18 protein-coding genes are annotated in these 22,175 nt (G+C 74.4%); 15 read left to right on the top strand and 3 right to left on the bottom strand.

The features are described 5' to 3' along the window. Positions 1–23: 23 nt before the first annotated feature. Positions 24–371 carry an SCP2 sterol-binding domain-containing protein gene (locus ACZ3YL_RS33570; protein ID WP_188306180.1) on the bottom strand — a complete coding sequence of 116 codons (348 nt, stop codon included), beginning with the start codon at positions 369–371 and terminating at the stop codon, positions 24–26. Between the two features lie 157 nt (positions 372–528). Here ACZ3YL_RS33570 and ACZ3YL_RS33565 point away from each other — a divergent pair, with 157 nt between their 5' ends. The 4 genes from ACZ3YL_RS33565 (at position 529) to ACZ3YL_RS33550 (ending at position 3,434) form a co-directional block, all read left to right on the top strand. Next, positions 529–1,365: a hypothetical protein gene (locus tag ACZ3YL_RS33565; RefSeq protein ID WP_465661099.1), complete on the top strand. Its 837-nt coding sequence runs from the start codon at positions 529–531 to the stop codon at positions 1,363–1,365. Beyond that, positions 1,349–1,591 carry a hypothetical protein gene (locus tag ACZ3YL_RS33560; protein WP_465661097.1) on the top strand — a complete coding sequence of 81 codons (243 nt, stop codon included), beginning with the start codon at positions 1,349–1,351 and terminating at the stop codon, positions 1,589–1,591. Before ACZ3YL_RS33565 ends, ACZ3YL_RS33560 begins: the two co-directional genes overlap by 17 nt. Positions 1,592–1,627: 36 nt before the next feature. Next, positions 1,628–2,434: a TlyA family RNA methyltransferase gene (locus tag ACZ3YL_RS33555; protein WP_188306183.1), complete on the top strand. Its 807-nt coding sequence runs from the start codon at positions 1,628–1,630 to the stop codon at positions 2,432–2,434. 91 nt (positions 2,435–2,525) lie between these two features. Continuing rightward, positions 2,526–3,434 (top strand): NAD kinase, encoded by a 909-nt coding sequence (locus tag ACZ3YL_RS33550; RefSeq protein ID WP_188306177.1) that lies wholly within the window; start codon positions 2,526–2,528, stop codon positions 3,432–3,434. Positions 3,435–3,450: 16 nt separating this feature from the next. On the opposite strand, the gene yczR is transcribed toward ACZ3YL_RS33550, so the two are convergent. Further along, a complete protein-coding gene (gene yczR, locus ACZ3YL_RS33545) occupies positions 3,451–4,953 on the bottom strand; it encodes a MocR-like transcription factor YczR (protein WP_465661095.1) in 1,503 nt (500 codons plus the stop codon). A gap of 203 nt (positions 4,954–5,156) precedes the next feature. Here yczR and yczE point away from each other — a divergent pair, with 203 nt between their 5' ends. From yczE to ACZ3YL_RS33530, 3 genes are all read left to right on the top strand, one after another. Then, the gene (gene yczE / locus ACZ3YL_RS33540; RefSeq protein WP_317621179.1) at positions 5,157–5,810 is read left to right on the top strand and encodes a membrane protein YczE; all 654 of its coding nucleotides are present in this window, start codon (positions 5,157–5,159) and stop codon (positions 5,808–5,810) included. An 88-nt stretch (positions 5,811–5,898) separates the two neighbouring features. Beyond that, on the top strand, positions 5,899–7,632 hold the full coding sequence (gene recN, locus ACZ3YL_RS33535; RefSeq protein ID WP_188306182.1) for a DNA repair protein RecN: 1,734 nt from the start codon (positions 5,899–5,901) through the stop codon (positions 7,630–7,632). Between the two features lie 169 nt (positions 7,633–7,801). After that, positions 7,802–8,980 carry a glycosyltransferase family 4 protein gene (locus tag ACZ3YL_RS33530; RefSeq protein WP_465661093.1) on the top strand — a complete coding sequence of 393 codons (1,179 nt, stop codon included), beginning with the start codon at positions 7,802–7,804 and terminating at the stop codon, positions 8,978–8,980. 47 nt (positions 8,981–9,027) lie between these two features. On the opposite strand, the gene ACZ3YL_RS33525 is transcribed toward ACZ3YL_RS33530, so the two are convergent. Continuing rightward, positions 9,028–11,037: a glycoside hydrolase family 15 protein gene (locus ACZ3YL_RS33525; protein WP_465661091.1), complete on the bottom strand. Its 2,010-nt coding sequence runs from the start codon at positions 11,035–11,037 to the stop codon at positions 9,028–9,030. A 720-nt stretch (positions 11,038–11,757) separates the two neighbouring features. Between ACZ3YL_RS33525 and ACZ3YL_RS33520 the strand changes: the two genes are divergently transcribed. The 8 genes from ACZ3YL_RS33520 to scpB all read left to right on the top strand — a co-directional run bounded on the left by ACZ3YL_RS33520 (position 11,758) and on the right by scpB (position 21,803). Further along, entirely contained in the window at positions 11,758–13,440 is a 1,683-nt protein-coding gene (locus ACZ3YL_RS33520) for a CTP synthase (protein WP_223242509.1), read from the top strand. 92 nt (positions 13,441–13,532) lie between these two features. After that, positions 13,533–14,180, top strand: coding sequence for an NUDIX domain-containing protein (locus ACZ3YL_RS33515; protein WP_465661089.1), 648 nt, complete (start codon positions 13,533–13,535; stop codon positions 14,178–14,180). 197 nt (positions 14,181–14,377) lie between these two features. Then, complete coding sequence (locus tag ACZ3YL_RS33510) at positions 14,378–16,441, top strand: tetratricopeptide repeat protein (RefSeq protein WP_465661087.1); 2,064 nt, start codon at positions 14,378–14,380, stop codon at positions 16,439–16,441. A 262-nt stretch (positions 16,442–16,703) separates the two neighbouring features. Then, positions 16,704–17,819, top strand: coding sequence for an alanine dehydrogenase (ald, locus tag ACZ3YL_RS33505; protein ID WP_188305860.1), 1,116 nt, complete (start codon positions 16,704–16,706; stop codon positions 17,817–17,819). 436 nt (positions 17,820–18,255) lie between these two features. Then, positions 18,256–19,323: a ParA family protein gene (locus ACZ3YL_RS33500; protein ID WP_030245868.1), complete on the top strand. Its 1,068-nt coding sequence runs from the start codon at positions 18,256–18,258 to the stop codon at positions 19,321–19,323. After that, complete coding sequence (locus ACZ3YL_RS33495) at positions 19,320–19,931, top strand: hypothetical protein (protein ID WP_465661085.1); 612 nt, start codon at positions 19,320–19,322, stop codon at positions 19,929–19,931. The genes ACZ3YL_RS33500 and ACZ3YL_RS33495 overlap by 4 nt, the downstream gene beginning before the upstream one ends. Positions 19,932–20,034: 103 nt before the next feature. Continuing rightward, positions 20,035–20,913 carry a segregation and condensation protein A gene (locus ACZ3YL_RS33490; protein WP_188306740.1) on the top strand — a complete coding sequence of 293 codons (879 nt, stop codon included), beginning with the start codon at positions 20,035–20,037 and terminating at the stop codon, positions 20,911–20,913. A gap of 212 nt (positions 20,914–21,125) precedes the next feature. Beyond that, the gene (gene scpB / locus ACZ3YL_RS33485) at positions 21,126–21,803 is read left to right on the top strand and encodes an SMC-Scp complex subunit ScpB (RefSeq protein WP_317621230.1); all 678 of its coding nucleotides are present in this window, start codon (positions 21,126–21,128) and stop codon (positions 21,801–21,803) included. The last annotated feature ends 372 nt before the right edge of the window (positions 21,804–22,175 follow it).

Raw genomic sequence — 22,175 nt, 5'->3', positions numbered from 1 at the left:
CGTACCGACGCCCGACCCCGGAGTCAGAGCAGGGTGCGCAGCCGCAGCAGGTCGCGGAAGCCGGCTTCCAGCTTGACCCGGCCGCTCGCCCAGGCGGAGGCGAAGTTGAGTTCGCCGCCGACCAGGGCGAGCAGGTCGTCGCCGGCCATGGTGAGCCGGATGGCGGCCTGCTCGGCGGGCATGCCGGGGGTGGCGACGAGGTCCTGGATCCGGCCGTCGCGCAGCTGCCCGGTGAAGGTCAGGTCGAGGTCGGTGATCCGGCAGCTGAGCGAGCGGTCGAGGGCGGCGGCCTTGCGGACGTCGCCGGTGGAGTTCGCCATGTTCCGGCTGAGCTGCTCCAGCGCCTCCCGGCACTCCTCGGCGTTCGCCATGGCGCTCCCTCCATCCCCAGGTCGCTGCGGTGCGGACTGCCGGGCCACGGTACCTCAGAAGGGTTTTGGCGGTAGCGTCGTCAGTGGGGTGCCCGGAATCGCCCGGGTACCGAGGGCGACGGAGCGAGACGCGCGCAGGCGCGGAGGAGGCACCCGGATGCTGCCGAGGACGGTGCGGGGAGCGGTGGCGGCCGCCGCCGTGGTGGTGGAGGAGGTCGGCAAGCGGGTCGTCGACACGGCTGCCGCGGTCCTGGAGAAGACCGGCGTCGACGTGGTCGAGGTCGAGCGCAAGCTGGGCGGGCAGTTCCCGCCGTCCGCGAAGACGCTGCAGACCCTGGCGGAGGAGGCCGTCACCGCCGGGCGGGCCGGGGTGGACCTGGCCGTCGGGGTGGCGCGGGGCGAGGTCGAGAAGGTCTTCGAGAGGGTCGGCGACCAGGTGACCAAGGTCGGCGTGGTGCTGGCGTACCTGGAGAGCAAGCTGCGAGAGGTCGAGGAGGAGCCGGCCGGGGCGTCGCCCGGAGCGGACCCGTACCCGGCTGGGTACCCGGCGGAGGAGCCGGTGCCGGCGCCCCGGGCGGGCGACCTGTTCGGGCGCGGCTGGGAGTTCGAGGACGAGCGGGTGGCTGCGGAGCCGATAGTGGCGGAGCGGGTGGAGGTGGACGAGCCGGTCGAGGTCGATCCGCCGGTGACGCCTGCGGCGGTGGCCGAGAAGCCGGCGGAGAAGCCGGCGGCCGGGAAGCCTGCGGCCGGGAAGGCATCGGCGACCGAGGGGGCGACGGCGAAGAAGGCCGCCGCGAAGAAGCCGGCGAGCACCAAGGGCGCCGCGGCGAAGAAGACCACCGTCGCCAAGAAGGCCACGGTCAAGAAGACCACCGCCGCCCAGCGGACCCAGGCGGACGGCCGGCCCGGGGCCCCGGCCAAGCGCACGGCGACGAAGAAGACCACCGTCCGCAAGGCCACCAGCACGAAGAAGCCCGATGTCCGGGAGGAGTGAGCCGAGCACGTCCGCAGACGTGGCGGAGGCGTTCGAGCCGGTCGCGGCGGTCGGCGCGGTCGAGCCGCTCGGCGTCGAACTGCTGCCCACCGGGCACCCCGGGGTGGACGCCGGGCTGGACCGGCTGGAGGCTCTGGACGGGGTCCCGGCCGAGGCACACGTCGCGGTGTACGAAGATGTTCACCAGCGGCTCGCCGACACGCTGGCCGCGCTCGACCAGGAATGATCCGCAGGACTCGTAGGAGCTGAAACACCAGTGGCAGTGGCACGACGCCGACTCGACGCGGAGCTGGTCCGCCGCAAGCTGGCCCGATCGCGTGAGCACGCGTCCGAGCTGATCGCGGCCGGCCGGGTGACCGTCGGTGGGACCACCGCGACCAAGCCGGCCACCCAGGTGGAGACCGCGGCGGCGGTCGTGGTGGCCAAGGACGACAACGACCCCGACTACGTCTCGCGCGGCGGGCACAAGCTCGCCGGGGCGTTCGCGGCCTTCGTGCCGCAGGGCCTGGTGGTCCAGGGCCGCCGGGCGCTGGACGCGGGCGCCTCGACCGGCGGGTTCACCGACGTCCTGCTGCGGGCGGGGGCCGCCCACGTGCTGGCGGTGGACGTCGGCTACGGGCAGCTCGCCTGGTCGCTGCAGAGCGACGAGCGGGTGACGGTGATGGACCGCACCAACGTCCGCGAGCTGACCCTGGAGACGATCGGCGGCACCCCCGTCGACCTGGTGGTCGGCGACCTGTCGTTCATCTCGCTGGGCCTGGTGCTGCCGGCGCTGGCCGCCTGCGCGGCCGCGGACGCGGACCTGGTGCTGATGGTCAAGCCGCAGTTCGAGATCGGCAAGGAGCGGCTGGGCAGCGGCGGAGTGGTGCGCAGCCCGCAGCTGCGCGCCGAGATGGTGCGCCAGGTGGCCGGCCAGGCGTGGGAGCTGGGGCTCGGCGTGCGCGCCGTCACCGCGAGCCCGCTGCCGGGGCCGTCCGGGAACGTCGAGTACTTCCTCTGGATGCGCCGGGACGCCCCGCAGCTGGACCCCGCGGACGCGGACCGGGCCGTGGCGGAAGGGCCCCGGTAGGGTGCTCTGCGAGCGTCCGGCCCGCCATGCTGGATGGCGGGGCCACACCGGGCCGAGGGCGACCCGGCAGGCGTAGGGAGAGGGCAGCGGCATGAGCGATGAAGAACGGACGGTCTTCCTGATCGCGCACACCGGCCGGGAGGCGGCGCTGCGCAGCGTCGAGAGCTTGGTGCACGGGCTGCTGAAGGCGGGGCTCCGGATCAGGCTGCTGGAGACCGAGGCGGTGGACCTCGACCTGCCGGACGGGGTCGAGAAGGTGGCCGAGGGGCCGGGCGCGGCGGACGGCTGCGAGCTGATCCTGGTCGCCGGTGGCGACGGCACGCTGCTGCGCGGCGCGGAGCTGGCGCGCTCGCACGGGCTGCCGATGCTGGGGATCAACCTCGGCCGGGTCGGCTTCCTGGCCGAGGCCGAGCGGGACGACCTGGCGGTGGTGGTCGAGCGGGTGGTGGACGCCGACTACGAGGTCGAGGAGCGGATGACGATCGACGTCATCGTCCGGACCAACGGCGATGTGGTGCACCAGGACTGGGCGTTGAACGAGGCGTCGATCGAGAAGGCGTCCCGGGAGCGGATGCTGGAGGTGGTGACCGAGGTGGACGGCCGTCCGGTCTCCAACTTCGGCTGCGACGGGGTGGTCTGCGCGACGCCGACCGGTTCGACGGCGTACGCGTTCTCGGGCGGCGGGCCGGTGGTGTGGCCGGAGGTGGAGGCGCTGCTGATGGTGCCGATCTCCGCGCACGCGCTGTTCGCCCGGCCGCTGGTGACGTCGCCGGACTCGGTGCTGGCCGTCGAGGTGCAGCCCAAGACCCCGCACGGGGTGCTCTGGTGCGACGGGCGGCGTTCGGTCGAACTGCCCGCCGGCGCACGGGTGGAGGTGCGCCGGGGGCAGACGCCGGTGCGGCTGGCCCGGCTGCACCGGGCGCCGTTCACCGACCGGCTGGTGGCCAAGTTCGCGCTCCCGGTGACGGGTTGGCGCGGCCGTTCGAACACTCCCTGCTGACGGTCCGTCGGATCGCTCAGACCGCCAGGGCCTGGCCCTCGTCGGCCGGGACGAGCCGGCCGCCCGCCGCGGCGCGGTCGGCCACCGCGGCCAGCCGTTCGACGGCGGCGGGGACGGCCGGGGCGGGCACGGTGAGCGGGATCCGGATGTGGTGCTCGAAGGCGCCGTCCGAGCCGAACCGGTTGCCCGCGGCGATCCGGATCCCGGCGTGCTCGCCGGCCTGGGCCAGCGCCGCGCCGGACAGGCCGGCGGTGTTGACCCAGAGCGCGAGGCCGCCGGGCGGCGGCGGGAAGCTCCACTCGGGCAGCCGCTCGGACAGCGCGGCGGCGAAGGCGTGCGCGGTGGCCCGTAGCCGGTCCAGCTGGTGGGCGCGGACCTCGGGCAGCGGCTCGCCCAGCAGTTCGGCGGCGATCAGCTGGTCGAGCACCGGGGTGCCGACGTCGCTGTAGACCCGCTCGGTGGCCAGCCGGCGCACCAGCGCGGGCGCGGCCCGGACCCAGCCGATCCGCAGCCCGCCCCAGAGCAGCTTGCCGGCCGAGCCGACGGTGACCACCTGGGCGGAGCGGTCCAGGGCCGCCATCGGGCGCGGCAGCGGTGTGGACTCCGGTACGCCCCAGCCGAGTTCGGCGGTGGTCTCGTCCACCAGCACGATGCTCCCGGCGGCCCGGGCGGCGGCCAGCAGCCGGCGGCGCTGCTCCTCGTCGATCAGCGCACCGGTCGGGTTGTGGAAGTCCGGGATGACGTACGAGACCTTGGGGGCGGCCCCGCGCAGCACCCGCTGCCACTCCTCGAGGTCCCAACGCGCCCGGCCGCCTCCGGAGGTGTACGGGACCGGCACCAGGCGCGCCCCGGTGAGGCGCAGCGCCTGGAGGGTGTGGGCGTAGCTGGGGGCCTCCACGGCGACCCGGTCGCCGCGGCCGACCAGGACCCGCTGGACCAGGTGCAGCCCGCCCATCGCGCCGGTGGTGACGAGGATCTGGTCGGGGGTGGTGGGCAGTCCGCGCTCGGTGTAGCGGCGGGCGACGGCCTCGCGCAGCACCGGGACGCCGGTCGGGTAGTGGCCGTGCCCGGCGGCGTAGTGCGGCAGCAGTTCGACGGCCCGGGCGGCGGCCCGGCCGAGCCAGGGCTGGGGGGCGGGCAGGGCGGCGACGCCGAGGTCCAGGATCCGGCCCTGCTCGTCCGGCGGGACGGGGTGCAGGGCGTCGCCGGGCGGCGAGGCGCCCTCGGGCAGGGCGGTCCAGCTGCCGGCGCCGCGGCGGCTGAGCAGGTAGCCGTCGCCGCGCAGGGTCTCGTAGGCGGTGGCGACGGTGGTGCGGCTGAGTTCCAGGGCGGAGGCGAGTTCGCGCTCGGCGGGCAGCCGGGCGCCGACCGGCAGCCGGCCGTCGGTGACCAGCAGCCGGATCTGCCCGGCGAGGGTGCGGTAGGCCGGTCGGCGCGCGGTGGCCGGGTCGGGGAGCCGGGCGGTGGCGAGCAGCCGGGCCAGTGCGGGCGGGGTGACGGTGGTGTGCCAGTCGGCCATGGCCTCATCAGTCCACTTGCTCGGGATTGGCCCTGTCGTGGGCCGTATTGGACTGTTCATCATGGCAGGGCGGCCGTCGAGCCGCCATCGCCCGGGCCGACCCCGGGGGTGCAGCACCGCCCGCAGGAGCTCCAGTGGCCACCACCACCGCACCCACGTCCCCGTCCACATCCCCGTCCACGTCGGCGCCCGCCGCCCCGCCGGTGGAGCCCGCCCGGCCGGGGCTCGCCGTGCGCGTCCTCGGCGACACCCACGCGCTGGGCCGCCGCTTCCCGCAGCTCGCCGTCGGCCTCACCCTGTACGGGGTGAGCATGGCGCTGATGCTCCGCTCGGGCCTGGGCCTCGACCCCTGGGACGTCTTCCACCAGGGCCTGCAGCGGGTGCTCGGCCTCACCGTGGGCGCCTGGGTGACCATCTGCGGCGCCCTCGTCCTGCTGCTGTGGATCCCGCTGCGCCAGCGCCCGGGGGTGGGCACCGTCGCCAACGTGCTGGTGATCGGCGCGGCGATGGACCTCACCCTGCGGCTGGTCGGCGGACCGCACGGCCTGCCCGCCCGGGCCGCGCTGACGGCCGCCGCGATCGTGCTCAACGGCCTGGCCTCGGGCCTCTACATCGGCGCCCGGCTCGGCCCCGGTCCGCGCGACGGCCTGATGACCGGCCTGCACCGGCGCACCGGCCGCTCGCTGCGGCTGATCCGCACCGGCATCGAGGTCACCGTCCTGGCCGTCGGGCTGCTGCTCGGCGGCACCGCCGGGGTCGGCACGGTGCTGTACGCGCTGCTCATCGGCCCGCTGGTGCAGCTTTTCCTGCCGTGGTGCACGGTGCCCACCGCCGCCCAAAACTCCCGGAACGGATGAACTTGGCGGCACGGAGTTGCCGCGCGCCGTTGCCGCTCGTCGCGCTCCGGGGGCGGAACCTCGTAAGGTCGTCTCCGTGTTGGACGAGATGCGGATACGGGATCTTGGGGTCATCGACGACGCGGTGGTCGAGCTGGCCCCCGGCTTCACCGCCGTGACCGGTGAGACCGGGGCCGGCAAGACCATGGTCGTGACCAGCCTCGGCCTACTGCTCGGCGGGCGCGCCGACCCCGGCCTGGTGCGCCACGGCGCCGGACGCGCCGTGGTGGAGGGCCGGCTGGAGCTGCCCGCAGACTCCCCGGTGGCGGCCCGCGCCGTCGAGGCCGGGGCCGAACTGGACGACGGAGCCCTGCTGATCAGCCGGACCGTCTCCGCCGAAGGCCGCTCCCGGGCGTACGTCGGCGGACGGGCCGTCCCGGTCGGGCTGCTCACCGAGCTCGGCGAGGACCTGATCGCCGTGCACGGCCAGACCGACCAGCAGCGGCTGCTGCGCCCGGCCCGCCAGCGCGGCGCGCTGGACCGCTACGCGGGTGCGACGGTGGCCGAGCCGCTGGCCCGCTACCGGGAGACCTACCGCGCCCTGCGCGAGGTCGCGGCCACCCTGGAGGAGCTGACCACCCGGGCCCGCGAGCGCGCCCAGGAGGCCGACCTGCTCCGTTTCGGCCTGGACGAGATCGCCGCCGCCGAGCCGGTGGCCGGGGAGGACGTCGAGCTGTCCGCCGAGGCCGAGCGGCTCGGCCACGCCGACGCGCTGTCCTCCGCGGCGACCCTCGCCCACGCCGCCCTGGCCGGCGACCCGGCCGACCCGGAGGCGCTGGACGCGGGCACCCTGCTCGCCCAGTCCCGGCGCGCCCTGGACGCCGTACGCCACCACGACGAGCGCCTCGCCGCCCTCGCCGACCGGCTGAACGAGGTCGGCTACCTGCTGGCCGACGTCGCCGGGGACCTGGCCGGCTACGCCGACGACCTGGACGCCGACCCGGTGCGGCTGTCCGCGGTCGAGGACCGCCGGGCCGTCCTGGCCCAGCTGCTGCGCAAGTACGGCGGTGAGGAGAACAGCCTCGCCGAGGTGATCGCCTGGGCCGAGGCCGGCTCCGACCGGCTCGCCGAACTCGACGGCGACGACGAGCGGATCGACCAGCTCGGCGCCCAGGAGACCGAACTGCGGGCCGAGTTGGCCGAACTGGCGGCCGAGGTGTCGGCCGCCCGGCAGGCCGCCGCCGGGCGCTTCGCCGCGGCCGTCTCCGCCGAACTCGCCGAACTCGCCATGCCGCACGCCCGGGTGACCTTCTCGATCACCCGGGTCGACGACCTGGCCGGCATCGAGCTGGACGGACGCACCGTCGCGTACGGGCCGCACGGCGTGGACGAGGTCGAGGTGCTGCTCGCCCCGCACCCGGGCGCCCAGCCGCGCCCGATCGCCAAGGGCGCCTCGGGCGGTGAGCTGTCCCGGGTGATGCTCGCCGTCGAGGTGGTCTTCGCGGGCGCCGACCCCGTCCCCACCTACCTGTTCGACGAGGTGGACGCGGGCGTCGGCGGCAAGGCGGCGGTCGAGATCGGCCGCCGACTGGCCAAACTGGCCGAATCCGCCCAGGTCGTGGTGGTCACCCACCTGCCGCAGGTCGCCGCGTTCGCGGACCGGCACCTGGTGGTGGAGAAGACCAACGACGGCACCGTGACCCGTTCCGGGGTCAAGCTGTTGAACGACGAGGAGCGGGTGCGCGAACTCTCCCGGATGCTGGCCGGCCTGGAGGACTCGGAGCTGGGCCGGGCCCACGCCGAGGAGCTGCTGGCCACCGCCCGGGCCCCCCGCCACCGGTAGCCGGGACCGGCGGCTCTCCCCCGCAGGACGGCGACGCGCCCCCGGTGGCGCCGACTGTCCAAGAGGGCCGCCGACCTGGCATGGTGGCGGCTGGACACTGGCTTTCCAGTCCCGAGCGCCGCCGGGCGGGCAATCCTCGCGAAGCGGTGCGCGAACCTGATCGAGTCGGATGCGAGACGACGTGGACCATTCCGCCGCCCGGGCCACCACGGCCGCCCCGGAACCGGGGCAGCTGCAGGTGGTACTCGTCCTGGCCGCCAGCACCGGCGGCATCGGTGCGCACGTGCGTTCCCTGGCCCAGGGCCTGGTCGCGCACGGGGTGACCGTCACGGTCTGCGCACCGGCCGGCACGGACGCGCTGTTCGGCTTCTCCCGCACCGGCGCGCGGTTCCACACCGTCGACATCACCCCCACCGCGGGGGCCCGCAGCGACGCCACCGCGATCGGCGAGCTGCGCCGGGCCTTCACCGGCGCCGACGTGGTGCACGCCCACGGGCTGCGCGCCGGACTGCTGTCCGACCTCGCGCTGCGCACCGCCGGCCGCTTCCCGGGCCTGCGGCCGGAGACCCCGCTGGTGGTCACCTCGCACCACGCGCTGCTGGCCACCGGCATGGAGCGGCGGCTGCAGCGGCTGATGGAGCGCCGGGTGGCGCGCGCCGCCGACCTCGTCCTCGGTGCCTCCTCTGACCTGGTCGCCCGGGCGCGTGAACTGGGCGCCACCGACGCCCGGCTGGGCCCGGTGGCGGCCCCGCCGATGCCCGAGGGCCGGCTCGGCCGGGCCGAGGCCCGGGCCGCGCTGCTCGGCGACGGCCCGGACCGTCCGCTGGTGCTCGCGGTCGGCCGGCTCGTCCCGCAGAAGGCCTTCGGGACGCTGCTGGACGCCACCGGCGAGCTGTCCGCGCTGGACCCCGAGCCGCTGCTGCTGCTCGCCGGGGACGGCCCGGAGGCGGGCCCGCTGCGCGAGCGGGTGGCCGCCGAGAAGCTGCCGGTGCGTCTGCTCGGCTACCGCACCGATGTGCCGGACCTGTTGGCCGCCGCCGACGTGGTGGTGGTCTCCAGCCGCTGGGAGGCCCGCTCGCTGGTGGTCCAGGAGGCGATGCGGGCCGGCCTGCCGGTGGTCGCCACCGCCGTCGGCGGCATCCCCGAACTGGTCGGCGACGCCGCCGTGCTGGTACCGCCCGGCGACCCGGCGGCGCTCGGACGGGCGGTGCGCGAGCTGCTCGCCGACCCGGCCCGCCGCGAGCGGCTGGTGGCGGCCGGCCGGCAGCAGGCCGAGACCTGGCCGGACGAGGCCGCCACCGTCGCCCAAGTGCTCAGCACCTACGACGAGTTGGTGCAGCGCGGTTAGTGCGTGTCCGACGGTTCGCGCGCCCGGCGGGAATCGTCGGACACGCCTCAGACCGTCAGCTGTTCGACGCGGTCGGCGGGCGGGCCGTCCGGCTGGGGCGACAGGTAGGCCGCGCCGCAGGCGGTCAGCCGCAGCGCGGTGTCGATCAGCGGGACGTGGCTGAAGGCCTGCGGGAAGTTGCCGACCTGGCGCTTGAGCCGCGGGTCCCACTCCTCGGCGAGCAGTCCGACGTCGTTGCGCAGCGACAGCAGCTTGTCGAACAGTTCGCGGGCCTCCTGCACCCGGCCGATCATGGCGAGGTCGTCGGCCAGCCAGAACGAGCAGGCCAGGAAGGCGCCTTCGTGGCCGGACAGGCCGTCGACGTTGTTGCCGGACTCGTCGTGGGTCGGGTAGCGCAGCACGAAGCCGTCCTCGGTGGACAGTTCGCGCTGGATGGCCTCGATGGTGCCGATCACCCGCTTGTCGTCCGGCGGCAGGAAGCCGACCTGGGGGATGAGCAGCAGCGAGGCGTCCAGCTCCCGGCCGCCGTAGTACTGGGTGAAGGTGTTGCGCTCCGGGTCGTAGCCCCTCTCACAGACGTCCCGGTGGATGGTGTCGCGCAGTTCGCGCCAGCGCTCCAGGTGGCCCTCGGAGGGGGCGTCCTCGGGGGTCTGCTCCAGCAGCTTGATGGTGCGGTCGACGGCGACCCAGGCCATCACCTTGGAGTGGACGAAGTGCCGGCGAGGGCCGCGGACCTCCCAGATGCCCTCGTCCGGGTTCTGCCAGTGGTCCTCCAGGTACTCGATCAGCCGCAGCTGGAGGTGGTGGGCGTGGTCGTTGCGGACCAGGCCGGTCATGTGGGCCAGGTGCAGGGCCTCCACCACCTCGCCGTAGACGTCGAGTTGGAGCTGTCCGGCGGCGCCGTTGCCGATCCGGACGGGCTGCGAGCCCTCGTAGCCGGGCAGCCAGTCCAGCGAGGACTCGGTGAGTTCCCGCTCGCCGGCGATGCCGTACATGATCTGCAGGTTCTCCGGGTCGCCGGCGACCGCGCGCAGCAGCCACTCGCGCCAGGCGCGGGCCTCCTCGCGGTAGCCGGTGCGCAGCAGTGAGGAGAGGGTGATCGCGGCGTCGCGCAGCCAGGTGTAGCGGTAGTCCCAGTTGCGCTCGCCGCCGATGTCCTCGGGCAGCGAGGTGGTGGGGGCGGCGACGATGCCGCCGGTGGGGGCGTAGGTGAGGCCCTTGAGGGTGATCAGCGAGCGGATCACGGCCTCCCGGTAGGGGCCCTGGTAGGTGCACTGGTCGGCCCAGTCGTGCCAGAAGTCGGCGGTGGCGTCGAGCATCGCCTCGGCGTCGGGGACGGCCGGGGGCTCCAGGTGGGAGGCCTGCCAGGTGAGGGCGAAGGCGATCCGCTCGCCGGCCCGGACGGTGAAGTCGGCGTAGGTGGTGAGGTCGCGCCCGTAGGTCTCGGCCTCGCCGTCCAGCCAGACCGAGTCGGGCCCGGCGACGGCGACGGTGCGGTGGCCGCCGTCGGCCTGCTCGACCCGGTGCACCCAGGGGACGATCCGGCCGTACGAGAAGCGCATCCGCAGCGCCGAGCGCATCCGCACGGTGCCGGACACGCCCTCGACGATCCGGATCACCTGGGGGACGGAGTCCCGGCCGGCCAGTGGGCGCGGCGGCATGAAGTCGATCACCCGGACGGTGCCGTCCTGGGCGTCCCACTCCTGCTCCAGGATCAGCGAGTCGCCCCGGTAGCGGCGCCGGTCGGCGGGCACGGCGGGGGCGGCGGCGGTGGGCGGGGGGACGCGCAGGTCGGCGGTGTCGGTGAAGCGGGGCAGGCCGACCGTGGCGGGCGTGGTGGCCGGGGCGCCGGCCTCCGGAGCGACGGCCTCGGTCACGACGGCCTCGACCGGGCCGATCCGCCAGAAGCCGTGTTCATCGGTGCCGAGCAGGCCGGCGAACACCGCCGGCGAGTCGAAGCGGGGGAGGCAGAGCCAGTCCACCGCCCCGTCCCTGCTGACCAGGGCAGCGGTCTGCATGTCCCCGATGAGTGCGTAGTCCTCGATACGGCCGGCCACGTGGATCTCCAGTTCGCAATGTGGTCAGGGCATCGGCGAACGGGGGAGCGAGCGGTCTGCGGGGCCGGAGGTTCACCCCGGGACGTCCGGCCCGCCGGGGGTGGTGGCGGGCCTTGCTGGAGTGTCCGCGCGGGGCTCTGTCGAGCCCCTGAGGGTGGGTGGGGAGGAGCTGGGATTACGGGGAGGTCCGGTCGCGCATCGGGGACCGGGAGTGTCCTGACGCTCCCACGCCCTCCGCGTGCTCGTGCTGTCGCGATGCGTCCGTGCAGCTTACGACGGACGAAAGGGGCGAAGCACGCGGGCGCAGCCCCGTGTGGCGCCGCAATTCGGCGGAAATGCCGTGCATTGCTGGGGCGCGGCGCAGGATGGTCCGGAAGGATCAGCTCCGGGTGGCCGTAACGGAGGAGCCGGGATGGCCCGGACGGAGCGCCCCGGCTGGCCCGGTCCGGTGGGTGGTGCGACCGGTGTGACTCCTGCGGCGGATGATGCGCTGGTGGTGCGCCCGGCGCACGCTCCCGGAGTGCCGAGCGCGGGCCGAAAGGCGTCCCGGTCCGGTCACTGTTACCCTGGTATCCCGTGGACCGGCGGGATCAAAACGCCCCGGACCAGCCGAATCGACGACCCTTCGAGCGCCGTGCACCTGCCCGGTCTCCCGTCGCCCGGCGAGCCGCGAGCCTCCCGCCCACGTCACTTCGACACGCGACCCACGGGAGCCCCCTCTTGGCACAGCCCCATTCCGGCAAGGCAGCGAACGGCCGCGCCGTGACGACCAAGCACCTCTTCGTCACCGGGGGTGTCGCCTCTTCGCTCGGCAAGGGGCTGACCGCCTCCAGCCTCGGCGCGCTGCTCAAGGCCCGCGGCCTGCGCGTGACGATGCAGAAGCTCGACCCCTACCTCAACGTGGACCCGGGCACCATGAACCCGTTCCAGCACGGTGAGGTCTTCGTCACGGACGACGGCGCCGAGACCGACCTGGACATCGGTCACTACGAGCGCTTCCTCGACACCAACCTGCACGGCTCCGCGAACGTCACCACCGGCCAGGTGTACTCGACGGTCATCGCCAAGGAGCGCCGCGGCGAGTACCTGGGCGACACCGTCCAGGTCATCCCGCACATCACCAACGAGATCAAGTCCCGGATCCGCCGGATGGCGACCGAGGACGTCGACGTGGTGATCACCGAGGTCGGCGGCACCGTCGGCGACATCGAGTCGCTGCCGTTCCTGGAGGCCGTCCGCCAGGTCCGCCACGAGGTCGGCCGGGACAACGTGTTCTTCGTGCACGTCTCCCTGCTGCCGTACATCGGCCCCTCGGGCGAGCTCAAGACCAAGCCCACCCAGCACTCCGTCGCCGCGCTGCGCAACATCGGCATCCAGCCGGACGCGATCGTGCTGCGCGCCGACCGCGAGGTCCCGCAGGCGATCAAGCGCAAGATCTCGCTGATGTGCGACGTGGACGAGGAGGCCGTGGTCGCGGCCATCGACGCCAAGTCGATCTACGACATCCCCAAGGTGCTGCACGGCGAGGGCCTGGACGCGTACGTGGTGCGGCGTCTCGACCTGCCGTTCCGCGACGTGGACTGGACCACCTGGGACGACCTGCTGCGCCGCGTCCACGAGCCGCAGCACATCGTCAAGGTCGCCCTGGTCGGCAAGTACATCGACCTCCCGGACGCCTACCTGTCGGTGACCGAGGCGCTGCGCGCCGGCGGCTTCGCCAACAACGCCCGGGTCGAGATCAAGTGGGTCACCTCGGACGACTGCGAGACCCCCGAGGGCGCCCGGGCGCAGCTCGGCGACGTCGACGCGATCTGCATCCCCGGCGGGTTCGGCGACCGCGGCGTCAACGGCAAGGTCGGCGCCATCACCTACGCCCGCGAGAACAAGGTCCCGCTGCTGGGCCTGTGCCTGGGCCTGCAGTGCGTGGTCATCGAGGCCGCCCGCAACCTGGCCGGCCTGCCCGAGGCCAACTCCACCGAGTTCGACGCGGCCGCCAAGCACCCGGTCGTCTCCACCATGGCCGAGCAGCTGGCCATCGTCGACGGCAAGGGCGACCTGGGCGGCACCATGCGCCTGGGCCTGTACCCGGCCAAGCTCGCCGAGGGCTCGATCGTCCGTGAGGTCTACGGCGGCGAGCAGTACGTCGAGGAGCGCCACCGCCACCGCTACGAGGTCAACAACGCCTACCGCGCGGACCTGGAGAAGACCGGCCTGCAGTTCTCCGGCCTCTCGCCCAAGGGCGACCTGGTCGAGTACGTCGAGTACCCGCGCGAGGTGCACCCGTACCTGGTGGCCACCCAGGCCCACCCGGAGCTGAAGTCCCGCCCGACCCGCCCGCACCCGCTGTTCGCGGGCCTGGTCAAGGCCGCCATCGAGATCAAGACGGCCCCGGCCGGCGAGTAGTCCCCGGTCGTTCACCGGACGGCGGCCCCGCGATTCCCGCGGGGCCGCCGTCCGGCGTTAGATTGTGTCGTACTGACGAAAAGGGGAGAGCGATGGACGAGCAGAGCGACCTGGTGATCGCCGACACGGCCGAGGCGTGGGAGGTCCGGGGCGGCAGCACGCCGTTCCAGGGCAAGGTCACCGGCGTGCGCAGCGAGGAGGTCCGGATGCCCGACGGCAGCTGGGCCCGCCGCGACTACCAGACCCACCCCGGCTCGGTCTCCGTGCTCGCTCTGGACGACAAGCAGCGGGTGCTGGTCCTGCGCCAGTACCGCCACCCCGTCCGCCAGCGGCTCTGGGAGCTGCCGGCCGGCCTGCTCGACGTTCCCGGTGAGAACCCGTGGCACGCCGCCCGGCGCGAGCTGTACGAGGAGGCCCACTGCAAGGCCGGCACCTGGCGGATCCTCGCCGACTACTACACCTCCCCGGGCGGCACCGACGAGGCGCTGCGGATGTTCCTGGCCACCGACCTGTCGGCCGCCGAGGGCGAGCGCTACGCGGCCGAGGGCGAGGAGCTGGAGATCGAGGTCGCCTGGGTGCCCGTGCCCGAACTGATCCGGCTGATCCAGGCCGGGCAGCTGCACAACCCGACCCTGATCACCGGCACCCTCGCCGTGCACGCCGCGCTGACCTCCCCGGACGGCCTGGACGGGCTGCGCCGCCCGGACGCGCCCTGGTCGGCCCGCCCCTTCGAGGCCTGACCGCCCGCTCGGGCCCCCGGCGGGGTTCGCGGACGACCGGGCTTGATTCCTTGGGGTGATTTGCCGGTTCGTACGACCGGATGTCACCTCGGATCAGCCGGACGGTCGAACTACGCTTCGCAGACAGGGCGCCCGTCCCGGGCGTCCGCTTTTTCGCGCCGGGCGCTGAGCGCGGGACGACGTCGGGAGTGGCACGGGTGGCGAGGAAGACGGCGACGATGGACTCCGGCCCCGACGCGCCCGCCGGCGCCGTCCCGGGGCTCGACCGGCTGCCCGTCGGGCCCGCGCTGTTCACCGGACGGCGGGCCGAACTGGCCGCGCTGCGCGCGGCGGCCGCCCGCCGGGTGAGCGGACGCTGCCCCGTCCTGGTGCTCGCCGGGCGCCCCGGCTCGGGCCGGACGGCGCTGGCGGCGCGCTTCGCCCGGACCGTCGCCGCCGACTACCCGGACGGCGTGCTGTTCGCCCGGCTGTCCGCCCCGGACGGCGGGCGGGTGCCGCCCGGCCGGGCCGCCCGGCTGCTGCTGGAGCAGCTCGACCCGCAGGCCGCCGTGCCGCTGCCCGGGACGGTCGAGGACGGGCGGGACGAGCCGGGCGGCGTGGCGCTGCGGGAGGCGCTGGCGGGGCGCAAGGTGCTGCTGCTCCTCGACGACGTCCGGGACGCCGGGCAGCTGTGGCCGCTGCTCGCCGACGAGCCCGGCTGCCTGGTGCTCGCCACCACGGCCGGGCCGCTCACCGGGATCGAGGACATCGACCCGGTGATCCTCGGCGGGCTGGACCGGCAGGCCTCCGGCGAACTGCTGGCCGACCTGGTGGGCGGCACCCGGATCTTCTGTGACCCGGTCGGCGGGGCCGACCTCGCCGAGGCCTGCGCCGCCCGGCCGGCCACGCTGCGGCTGATGGCGCGGTGGCTGCGCGGCAACCCGAAGACCGCGGTCACCGACGCCGCGCGCGAACTCGACCGGGTGGTGGGGGAGGAGTCGGGGGCCGAGGGCGCCAAGGGCGGCAAGGCGGGGAAGGCCGCGAAGGCCGGGAAGAGCGGGCGCACGCCGAGGACCGCCGAGGCCCCGAAGAAGAAGGAGGGCCCGCAGACGGCGGCCGAGGACAAGGCCGCGGACCCCGCGGCCACGCCCGAGCCGGCCGGCGACCCGTCGACCTGGGTCAAGCCGGAGCCCGAGCCGGCCGAGCCGGTGCCCGTCCCCGACAACGACCCGCTGCTGGGCGCCTTCACCCTGCTGTACCGGGGGCTGCCGGCCGCCCAGGCGCGGATGCTGCGCACCCTCACCCTGGCTCCGGCCCAGACCGCCGATCCGCGCACCGCCTCCGCCCTGGTCGGCTGCCCCGTGCCGGAGGCCGCCGCGACGCTGGCCGCGCTGGCCGAGCAGGAGCTGCTCGGCGAGGAGGCGCCGGCCGCCGACGGCACCCCGCGCTACCGGGTGCCCGGACGGCTCCACCAGCGGCTGGTCCGGCTGCGGGAGAAGGAGGACCGGCCCGCCGAGACCGAACTTGCCCGGGCCCGGCTGCTGGAGCGGCTGGTCCGGCTCACCGAGTCCGCCCGCTCCCTGCTCGAACCGGACGCCGGCCCGGCCCCCGAGCCGCTGCCGGCCGCGCTGCGGCTGCACTCGGCCGCCCACGCCCGGGACTGGCTGCTCGGCGAGCGGGAGCTGCTGCTCGGCGCGGTGGCCGACGCGATCGGCCAGGGCGACCTGGACGGCTCGGCCGGCCGGCTGGTCACCGCGCTGCTGCGGGCGCTGCCGCTGACCGGCGCGGCCGCCCCCGCCGACCTCTACCGGCTGCACGAGCTGGTGCTCACCGTCGCCGAGCGCAACGGCCGCCCCCGCCGGGCCTCGGCCGCGCTGCTCAACCTGGGCGACCTCCAGGTGGCGGCGGGCCGCTGGGACCAGGCGGCCGCGCACTACCGGGCCGCCCTGGAGCATGCCCGTGCGGTCGGGGACGAACCGCTCTGCGCCCGGGCCCTGGAGGGCGCGGCGGGCTGCCACCGGGCGCTCGGCGACGCGGTGCGCGCCGCCGACTGGTACGGGCGGGCGCTCGGTCTGCGGCAGTCGCTGGGGGACCACGCGGCGGAGGCCCGGCTGCTGGCCCGGGTGGCCGAGGCGCACACCGCGCAGCGCCGCTTCGAGGAGGCCGACCGGGAGTACCGGGCCGCGCTGGCCGTGCTGCGCCGGATCGGCGACGAGCGCGGCCGGGAGGCCGTCGGTGCGGCCCTCGCGGACCTGCGGGAACGCGTCGACGCCGGGTGGTGAGGGTGCTTTCGGAGGTATCGTCGAAAGTGCCCGGTTACGGCACCTATGGCAGGTAAGTTCCTGTGGAAGCCTACGAACCTGCCAATGTGTTCGTCGAAATTATTCGATTTGGAAGGCTGACAGGCCGCCTGGGCTTCATTACACTCGAACTCAGTCGCGCAGCGATCCCCATGCCCCGGCATGCCCGGAGGCTTCCCCACGTGCGCGTCGCCCACCGGTCTTCTCCGGTCGGGACCCCCATGGCAAGAGGACGTGTTCAGTCGTGAAGGTCGGCATCCCCCGCGAGGTCAAGAACCACGAGTACCGCGTGGCCATCACGCCCGCCGGCGTGCATGAGCTGGTCCGCAACGGACACGAGGTCTACATCGAGGACAACGCCGGTCTCGGCTCCTCGATCCCCAACGAGGAGTACGTGGCCGCCGGCGCCACCATCCTCCCCACCGCCGACGAGGTGTGGGCCACCGCCGACCTGCTGCTGAAGGTCAAGGAGCCCATCGCCTCCGAGTACCACCGGCTGCGGAAGGGCCAGACCCTCTTCACGTACCTGCACCTGGCGGCCGACCGCGCCGGCACCGACGCGCTGGTCGCCTCCGGCACCACCGCCATCGCGTACGAGACCGTGCAGCTGGGCAACGGCGCGCTGCCGCTGCTCGCCCCGATGTCCGAGGTCGCGGGCCGACTGGCCCCGCAGGTCGGCTCGTACCACCTGATGCGTCCGGCCGGCGGCCGCGGCGTGCTGCCCGGCGGCGTGCCCGGCACCCACCCGGCCAAGGCCGTCGTCATCGGCGGTGGCGTCTCCGGCTGGCACGCGGCCACCATCGCCATCGGCATGGGCTACGACGTGACCCTGCTGGACCGCGACATCAACAAGCTGCGCGAGGCCGACCGGATCTTCGGCACCCAGATCAAGGCCATCATGTCCAACTCCTTCGAGCTGGAGAAGGCCGTCCTGGACGCCGACCTGGTCATCGGCGCCGTGCTGATCCCGGGCGCCAAGGCCCCGAAGCTGGTCACCAACGAGCTGGTCTCCCGCATGAAGCCGGGCTCCGTGCTCGTCGACATCGCCATCGACCAGGGCGGCTGCTTCGAGGACTCGCACGCGACCACGCACGACGACCCGACCTTCCAGGTCCACAACTCGGTCTTCTACTGCGTGGCCAACATGCCGGGTGCCGTCCCGAACACCTCCACCTACGCGCTGACCAACGCCACCATGCCGTACGTGCTGGAGCTGGCCAACCGCGGTTGGAAGGAGGCGCTGCGCCGTGACGCGGCGCTCGCCAAGGGCCTGAACGTCCACGAGGGCCAGATCACCTTCCCGGCCGTGGCCGAGGCCTTCGGCCTGGAGTCGGTCACCGTGGAGACCGTGCTCGCCTGAACTCCCTGACCGCACAGCGGTCGTTCGCCCCCGACCCGATCCGTTCGGGTCGGGGGCTTCGCCGTGCCCGTGAACACCGGTCGGACCGGGCGGGTCGCTCTGTCGTCAATTTCCACGGGTCGTGTCGCCCGACCCTCGGCCACCCGCAGAAACGTTAGGGTCATAGGCCCGCTCATCCCTTGACAGCAGCCCGCCCGATAGTCGACACATCGTGCCCACTACCGTGGATTGTGTTGCTGCGAACGCCTTGAACGGCCTAGAGTCGCAAACCGTCGGCATGCTGCCACGCTGACGAATCGACATAGAGTCCTGGATGCCCAAGGAGGTAAGACGACTTGTGAATGAGTCGACAATTGCTCCCGGGGGTGGTCAGCCAGGACTGGCGGAGCTCACCGCCGGCCAGCCGAGTGAGGAGTCCGGGGCCCGGCAGCCCTCCGTGGGCTCGGCCGAGGTCGGCTCGGTCGCACTCCGTACCTTCGAAGCACGCCAGAACACAGCGCAGGTGACCACGGTGACCGATCACGACGCCGACTTGGCGGCCTACGGCCTGGCCTACGGCGAGTTCGCCTACGGCGCCTACGACGACCCGGACGCCGAGTACGAGCCGGACCCGGAGTACGCCGCCACGCTGGCCCCCGACGCCGCGCGCCAGCGCCGCGAGCGGGTCGGCCCGACCGGCCGTCCGCTGCCGTACTTCCCGATCCCCGCGCCGGTCGCCGAGCACGGCCCCGCCCAGATCATCGCCATGTGCAACCAGAAGGGCGGCGTCGGCAAGACCACGTCGACCATCAACCTGGGCGCGGCGCTGGCCGAATACGGCCGCCGGGTGCTGCTCGTCGACTTCGACCCGCAGGGCGCGCTCTCGGTCGGCCTCGGCGTCAATCCGATGGAGCTCGACGTCACCGTCTACAACCTGCTCATGGAGCGGGGCCTGACGGCCGATGAGGTGCTGCTGAAGACCGCCGTCCCCGGCATGGACCTGCTGCCCTCCAACATCGACCTCTCCGCCGCCGAGGTGCAGCTGGTCAGCGAGGTGGCCCGGGAGTCCGCGCTGGCGCGCGCCCTGAAGCCGCTGCTGCCGGACTACGACTACGTCATCATCGACTGCCAGCCCTCGCTGGGCCTGCTGACGGTCAATGCGCTGACGGCCGCTCACAGCGTGATCGTCCCGCTGGAGTGCGAGTTCTTCGCGCTGCGCGGCGTCGCGCTGCTGACCGAGACCATCGAGAAGGTGTGCGAGCGGCTCAACCCCGAGCTGCGCCTGGACGGCATCCTCGCGACCATGTACGACTCGCGCACCGTGCACAGCCGTGAGGTGCTGGCCCGGGTCGTCGAGGCGTTCGGCGAGCACGTCTTCCACACCGTCATCGGGCGGACCGTGCGCTTCCCGGAGACCACCGTCGCCGGCGAGCCGATCACGACGTACGCGACCAACTCGGTCGGTGCCGCCGCCTACCGCCAGCTCGCCAGGGAGGTGCTCGACCGGTGCCGCCCCGCCGAGTGAGTCTCCCGGGTGCCGACGAGCTGTTCCGGACCACCGGCGGGATGGCGCTGTCGCCGTCCCTCGCGCCGCGTCCGGCCGCCGAGGCATCCAGACCGGAGACCGCGCGGACCGTCAACGGCACGGACGGCGCCGAGGGCACCGAGGCCGCCACGGGGGCCCAGGACGGCCGGCAGGCGCCGCAGGAGCAGCAGTCGGCCACCGCGGTGCCGTCGCCCGCGCAGCCGCCCGCCCAGCGAGCCGGCGGGCCCCAGGGCGCCGCCCAGGCCGGGCCGACCGTGACCGGCGGCCGCGGTGCCGCCGCCGCGCCGGCCGGCCGCACCCACGCCGGTGCCCCCGAGGAGCAGGCGGGCGCCGCCGGCCGGGCCCGGCCGCGCGGCCGCGCGCCGCGCCGCCCGAGCGGTCGCGAGCGGCACGACGAGAAGATCACCGTGTACGTCTCCGCCGAGGAGCTCATGGACCTGGAGCACGCCCGGCTGGTGCTGCGCGGCGAGCACGGCCTGGCCGTGGACCGCGGGCGGATAGTCCGGGAGGCCATCGCGGTCGTCCTGGCGGACCTGGAGCAGCGCGGCGAGGCCTCGATCCTGGTCCGGCGGCTGCGCGGCCGGTAGGGCGCCCGCAGGGGCGTGCCGGGGCCGGGCCCGAGGGCCGTGGGCGGCGTGTCGGCCGCTCCCGGGCGGGGCGGCCGGTGCGGTCGGGCGAAGATGGACCGTCATGCCGAGCACCGTCGAACCAGCCGCCAGCGCCGCGAACGCCACCGAGGAGGAGTCCCGGGGCGGCTTCCGGGTACGGCTGGACAACTTCGAGGGCCCCTTCGACCTGCTGCTCGGCCTGATCGCCAAGCACAAGCTGGACGTCACCGAGGTGGCACTGGCCACCGTGACGGACGAGTTCCTGGCGCACATCCGGGCGATGGGCCCGGACTGGGACCTGGACGCGGCGACCGAGTTCCTGGTGGTGGCCGCCACCCTGCTCGACCTCAAGGCCGCCCGGCTGCTGCCGGTGGCCGAGGTCGAGGACGAGGCGGACCTCGCCCTGCTGGAGGCGCGCGACCTGCTGTTCGCCCGGCTGTTGCAGTACCGGGCGTACAAGCGGGCGGCGGCGCTGTTCGGCGAGCGCTGGGCGGCCGAGCTGCTGCGACGGCCCCGGACCGTCGGGCTGGAGCCCCGGCACGCGGCGCTGCTGCCCGAGGTGGTCATCACCATCGGGCCGGAGCGGCTCGCCCAGCTGGCGGCCAAGGCCATGGAGCCCAAGCCGAAGCCCGTGGTGTACGTGGACCACATCCACACCCCGCCGGTGAGCGTGCGCGAGCAGGCCGCGCTGGTGGCCGGGCTGCTCACCGGCCTCGGCGAGGCCTCCTTCCAGCAGCTGGTCGCGGACGCGCCGGACACCATGGTGGTGGTCGCCCGCTTCCTGGCGCTGCTGGAGCTGTACCGGGAGCGGGCGCTGGCCTTCGAGCAGCCGGAGGCGCTCGGCGAGCTGCGGGTGCGCTGGGTGGCCGAGGAGGGCCGGGGCGCGGTCGAGGTGACGGACGAGTTCGACCGGCCCGCCGGCGAGGCGGAGCGATCCCAGGAGGAGGACGGGCGGCGATGAGTGGCGGGAACGACGGCGGGCGGCCGGTGCGCCGCCCGCTCGGGCTGCCGGGGCGGCCGCGGGCCGAGGAATGGCTGGAACCGGCCTTCGAGCTGCTGCCGGACCAGCCGACGGGGCCGGGGCCCGTGGCGGCGCGGGGGCCCGTGGCGGTGCCGGAGCCTGCGGCGGTGCCGGGGCTCGTGGCGGAGCCGGCGGACGGCGAGCCCCGGGTGGTGCACCAGAAGTCGGCCCCGTCGACTTCCGGTGCGCAGGAGCCCGTCGGGCCGGGTCTGAAGGCCGAGCTGGAGGCGATCCTGATGGTCGTCGACGAGCCGGTCGGGGAGGACCGGCTGGCCGGAGTGCTGGAGCGGCCCCGGGCCGAGGTGGCCGGAGCGCTGCGCGAGCTGGCCGCCGAGTACGCCGCCCAAGGACGCGGTTTCGACCTGCGGCAGGTGGCCGGCGGCTGGCGGTTCTACAGCCGGGACACCTGTGCCGGGGCCGTCGACCGCTTCCTGCTGGACGGCCAGCAGGCCCGGCTGACCCAGGCCGCGCTGGAGACCCTGGCGGTGGTCGCCTACCGGCAGCCGGTGTCCAGATCGCGGGTCTCCGCCGTCCGTGGTGTGAACTGTGACGGCGTGATGCGTACCCTGGTACAGCGAGGACTGGTGGAAGAGGCCGGATCCGAGCCCGAAACAGGTGCGATCCTGTATCGGACGACGAACTACTTCCTGGAACGGATGGGGCTCCGCGGCTTGGATGAGCTGCCGGAGCTCGCTCCCTTCCTGCCCGAGGTCGACGACGTGGAAGCGGAGTCCCTGGAGGGCACGATGATCGCGGAGGCGGTCGCCGCCGCTGTCGCGCAGGCCGCGGACGGCAGCGGCGAGGCCGATCGGGCAACGCCTGGTCGGTAGGGGGAGGTGAGGTCGGCCGAAACGACCGCACATCCCAGACGGAACGACGTACGGACACTTTGATGCGTAGCAGTGGCAACGGCAGGAACGGCAGCGGCGGCGGCAGCGGCAGCGGTCGCGGCGGACAGGGCGGGGGTCGGGGCGGCTCCTACGGCGGCAGCGGCGGCGGTCGGGGCGGCTCGGGTTCGGGCTCGGGCTCCGGCTCGCGCGGCGGCTCGTACGGCGGCGGTTCGTACGGTGGCGGCTCGGGCTCCGGTTCGGGTTCGCGTGGCGGTTCGTACGGTGGCGGCTCGGGCTCCGGTTCGGGTTCGCGTGGCGGTTCGTACGGTGGCGGCTCGGGCTCCGGTTCGGGTTCGCGTGGCGGTTCGTACG

This window comes from Kitasatospora sp. NPDC023176, from assembly GCF_055560495.1.
The sequence above is the reverse complement of the archived record's forward strand: the minus strand, read 5'-3'. Positions and strand labels throughout refer to the sequence as shown.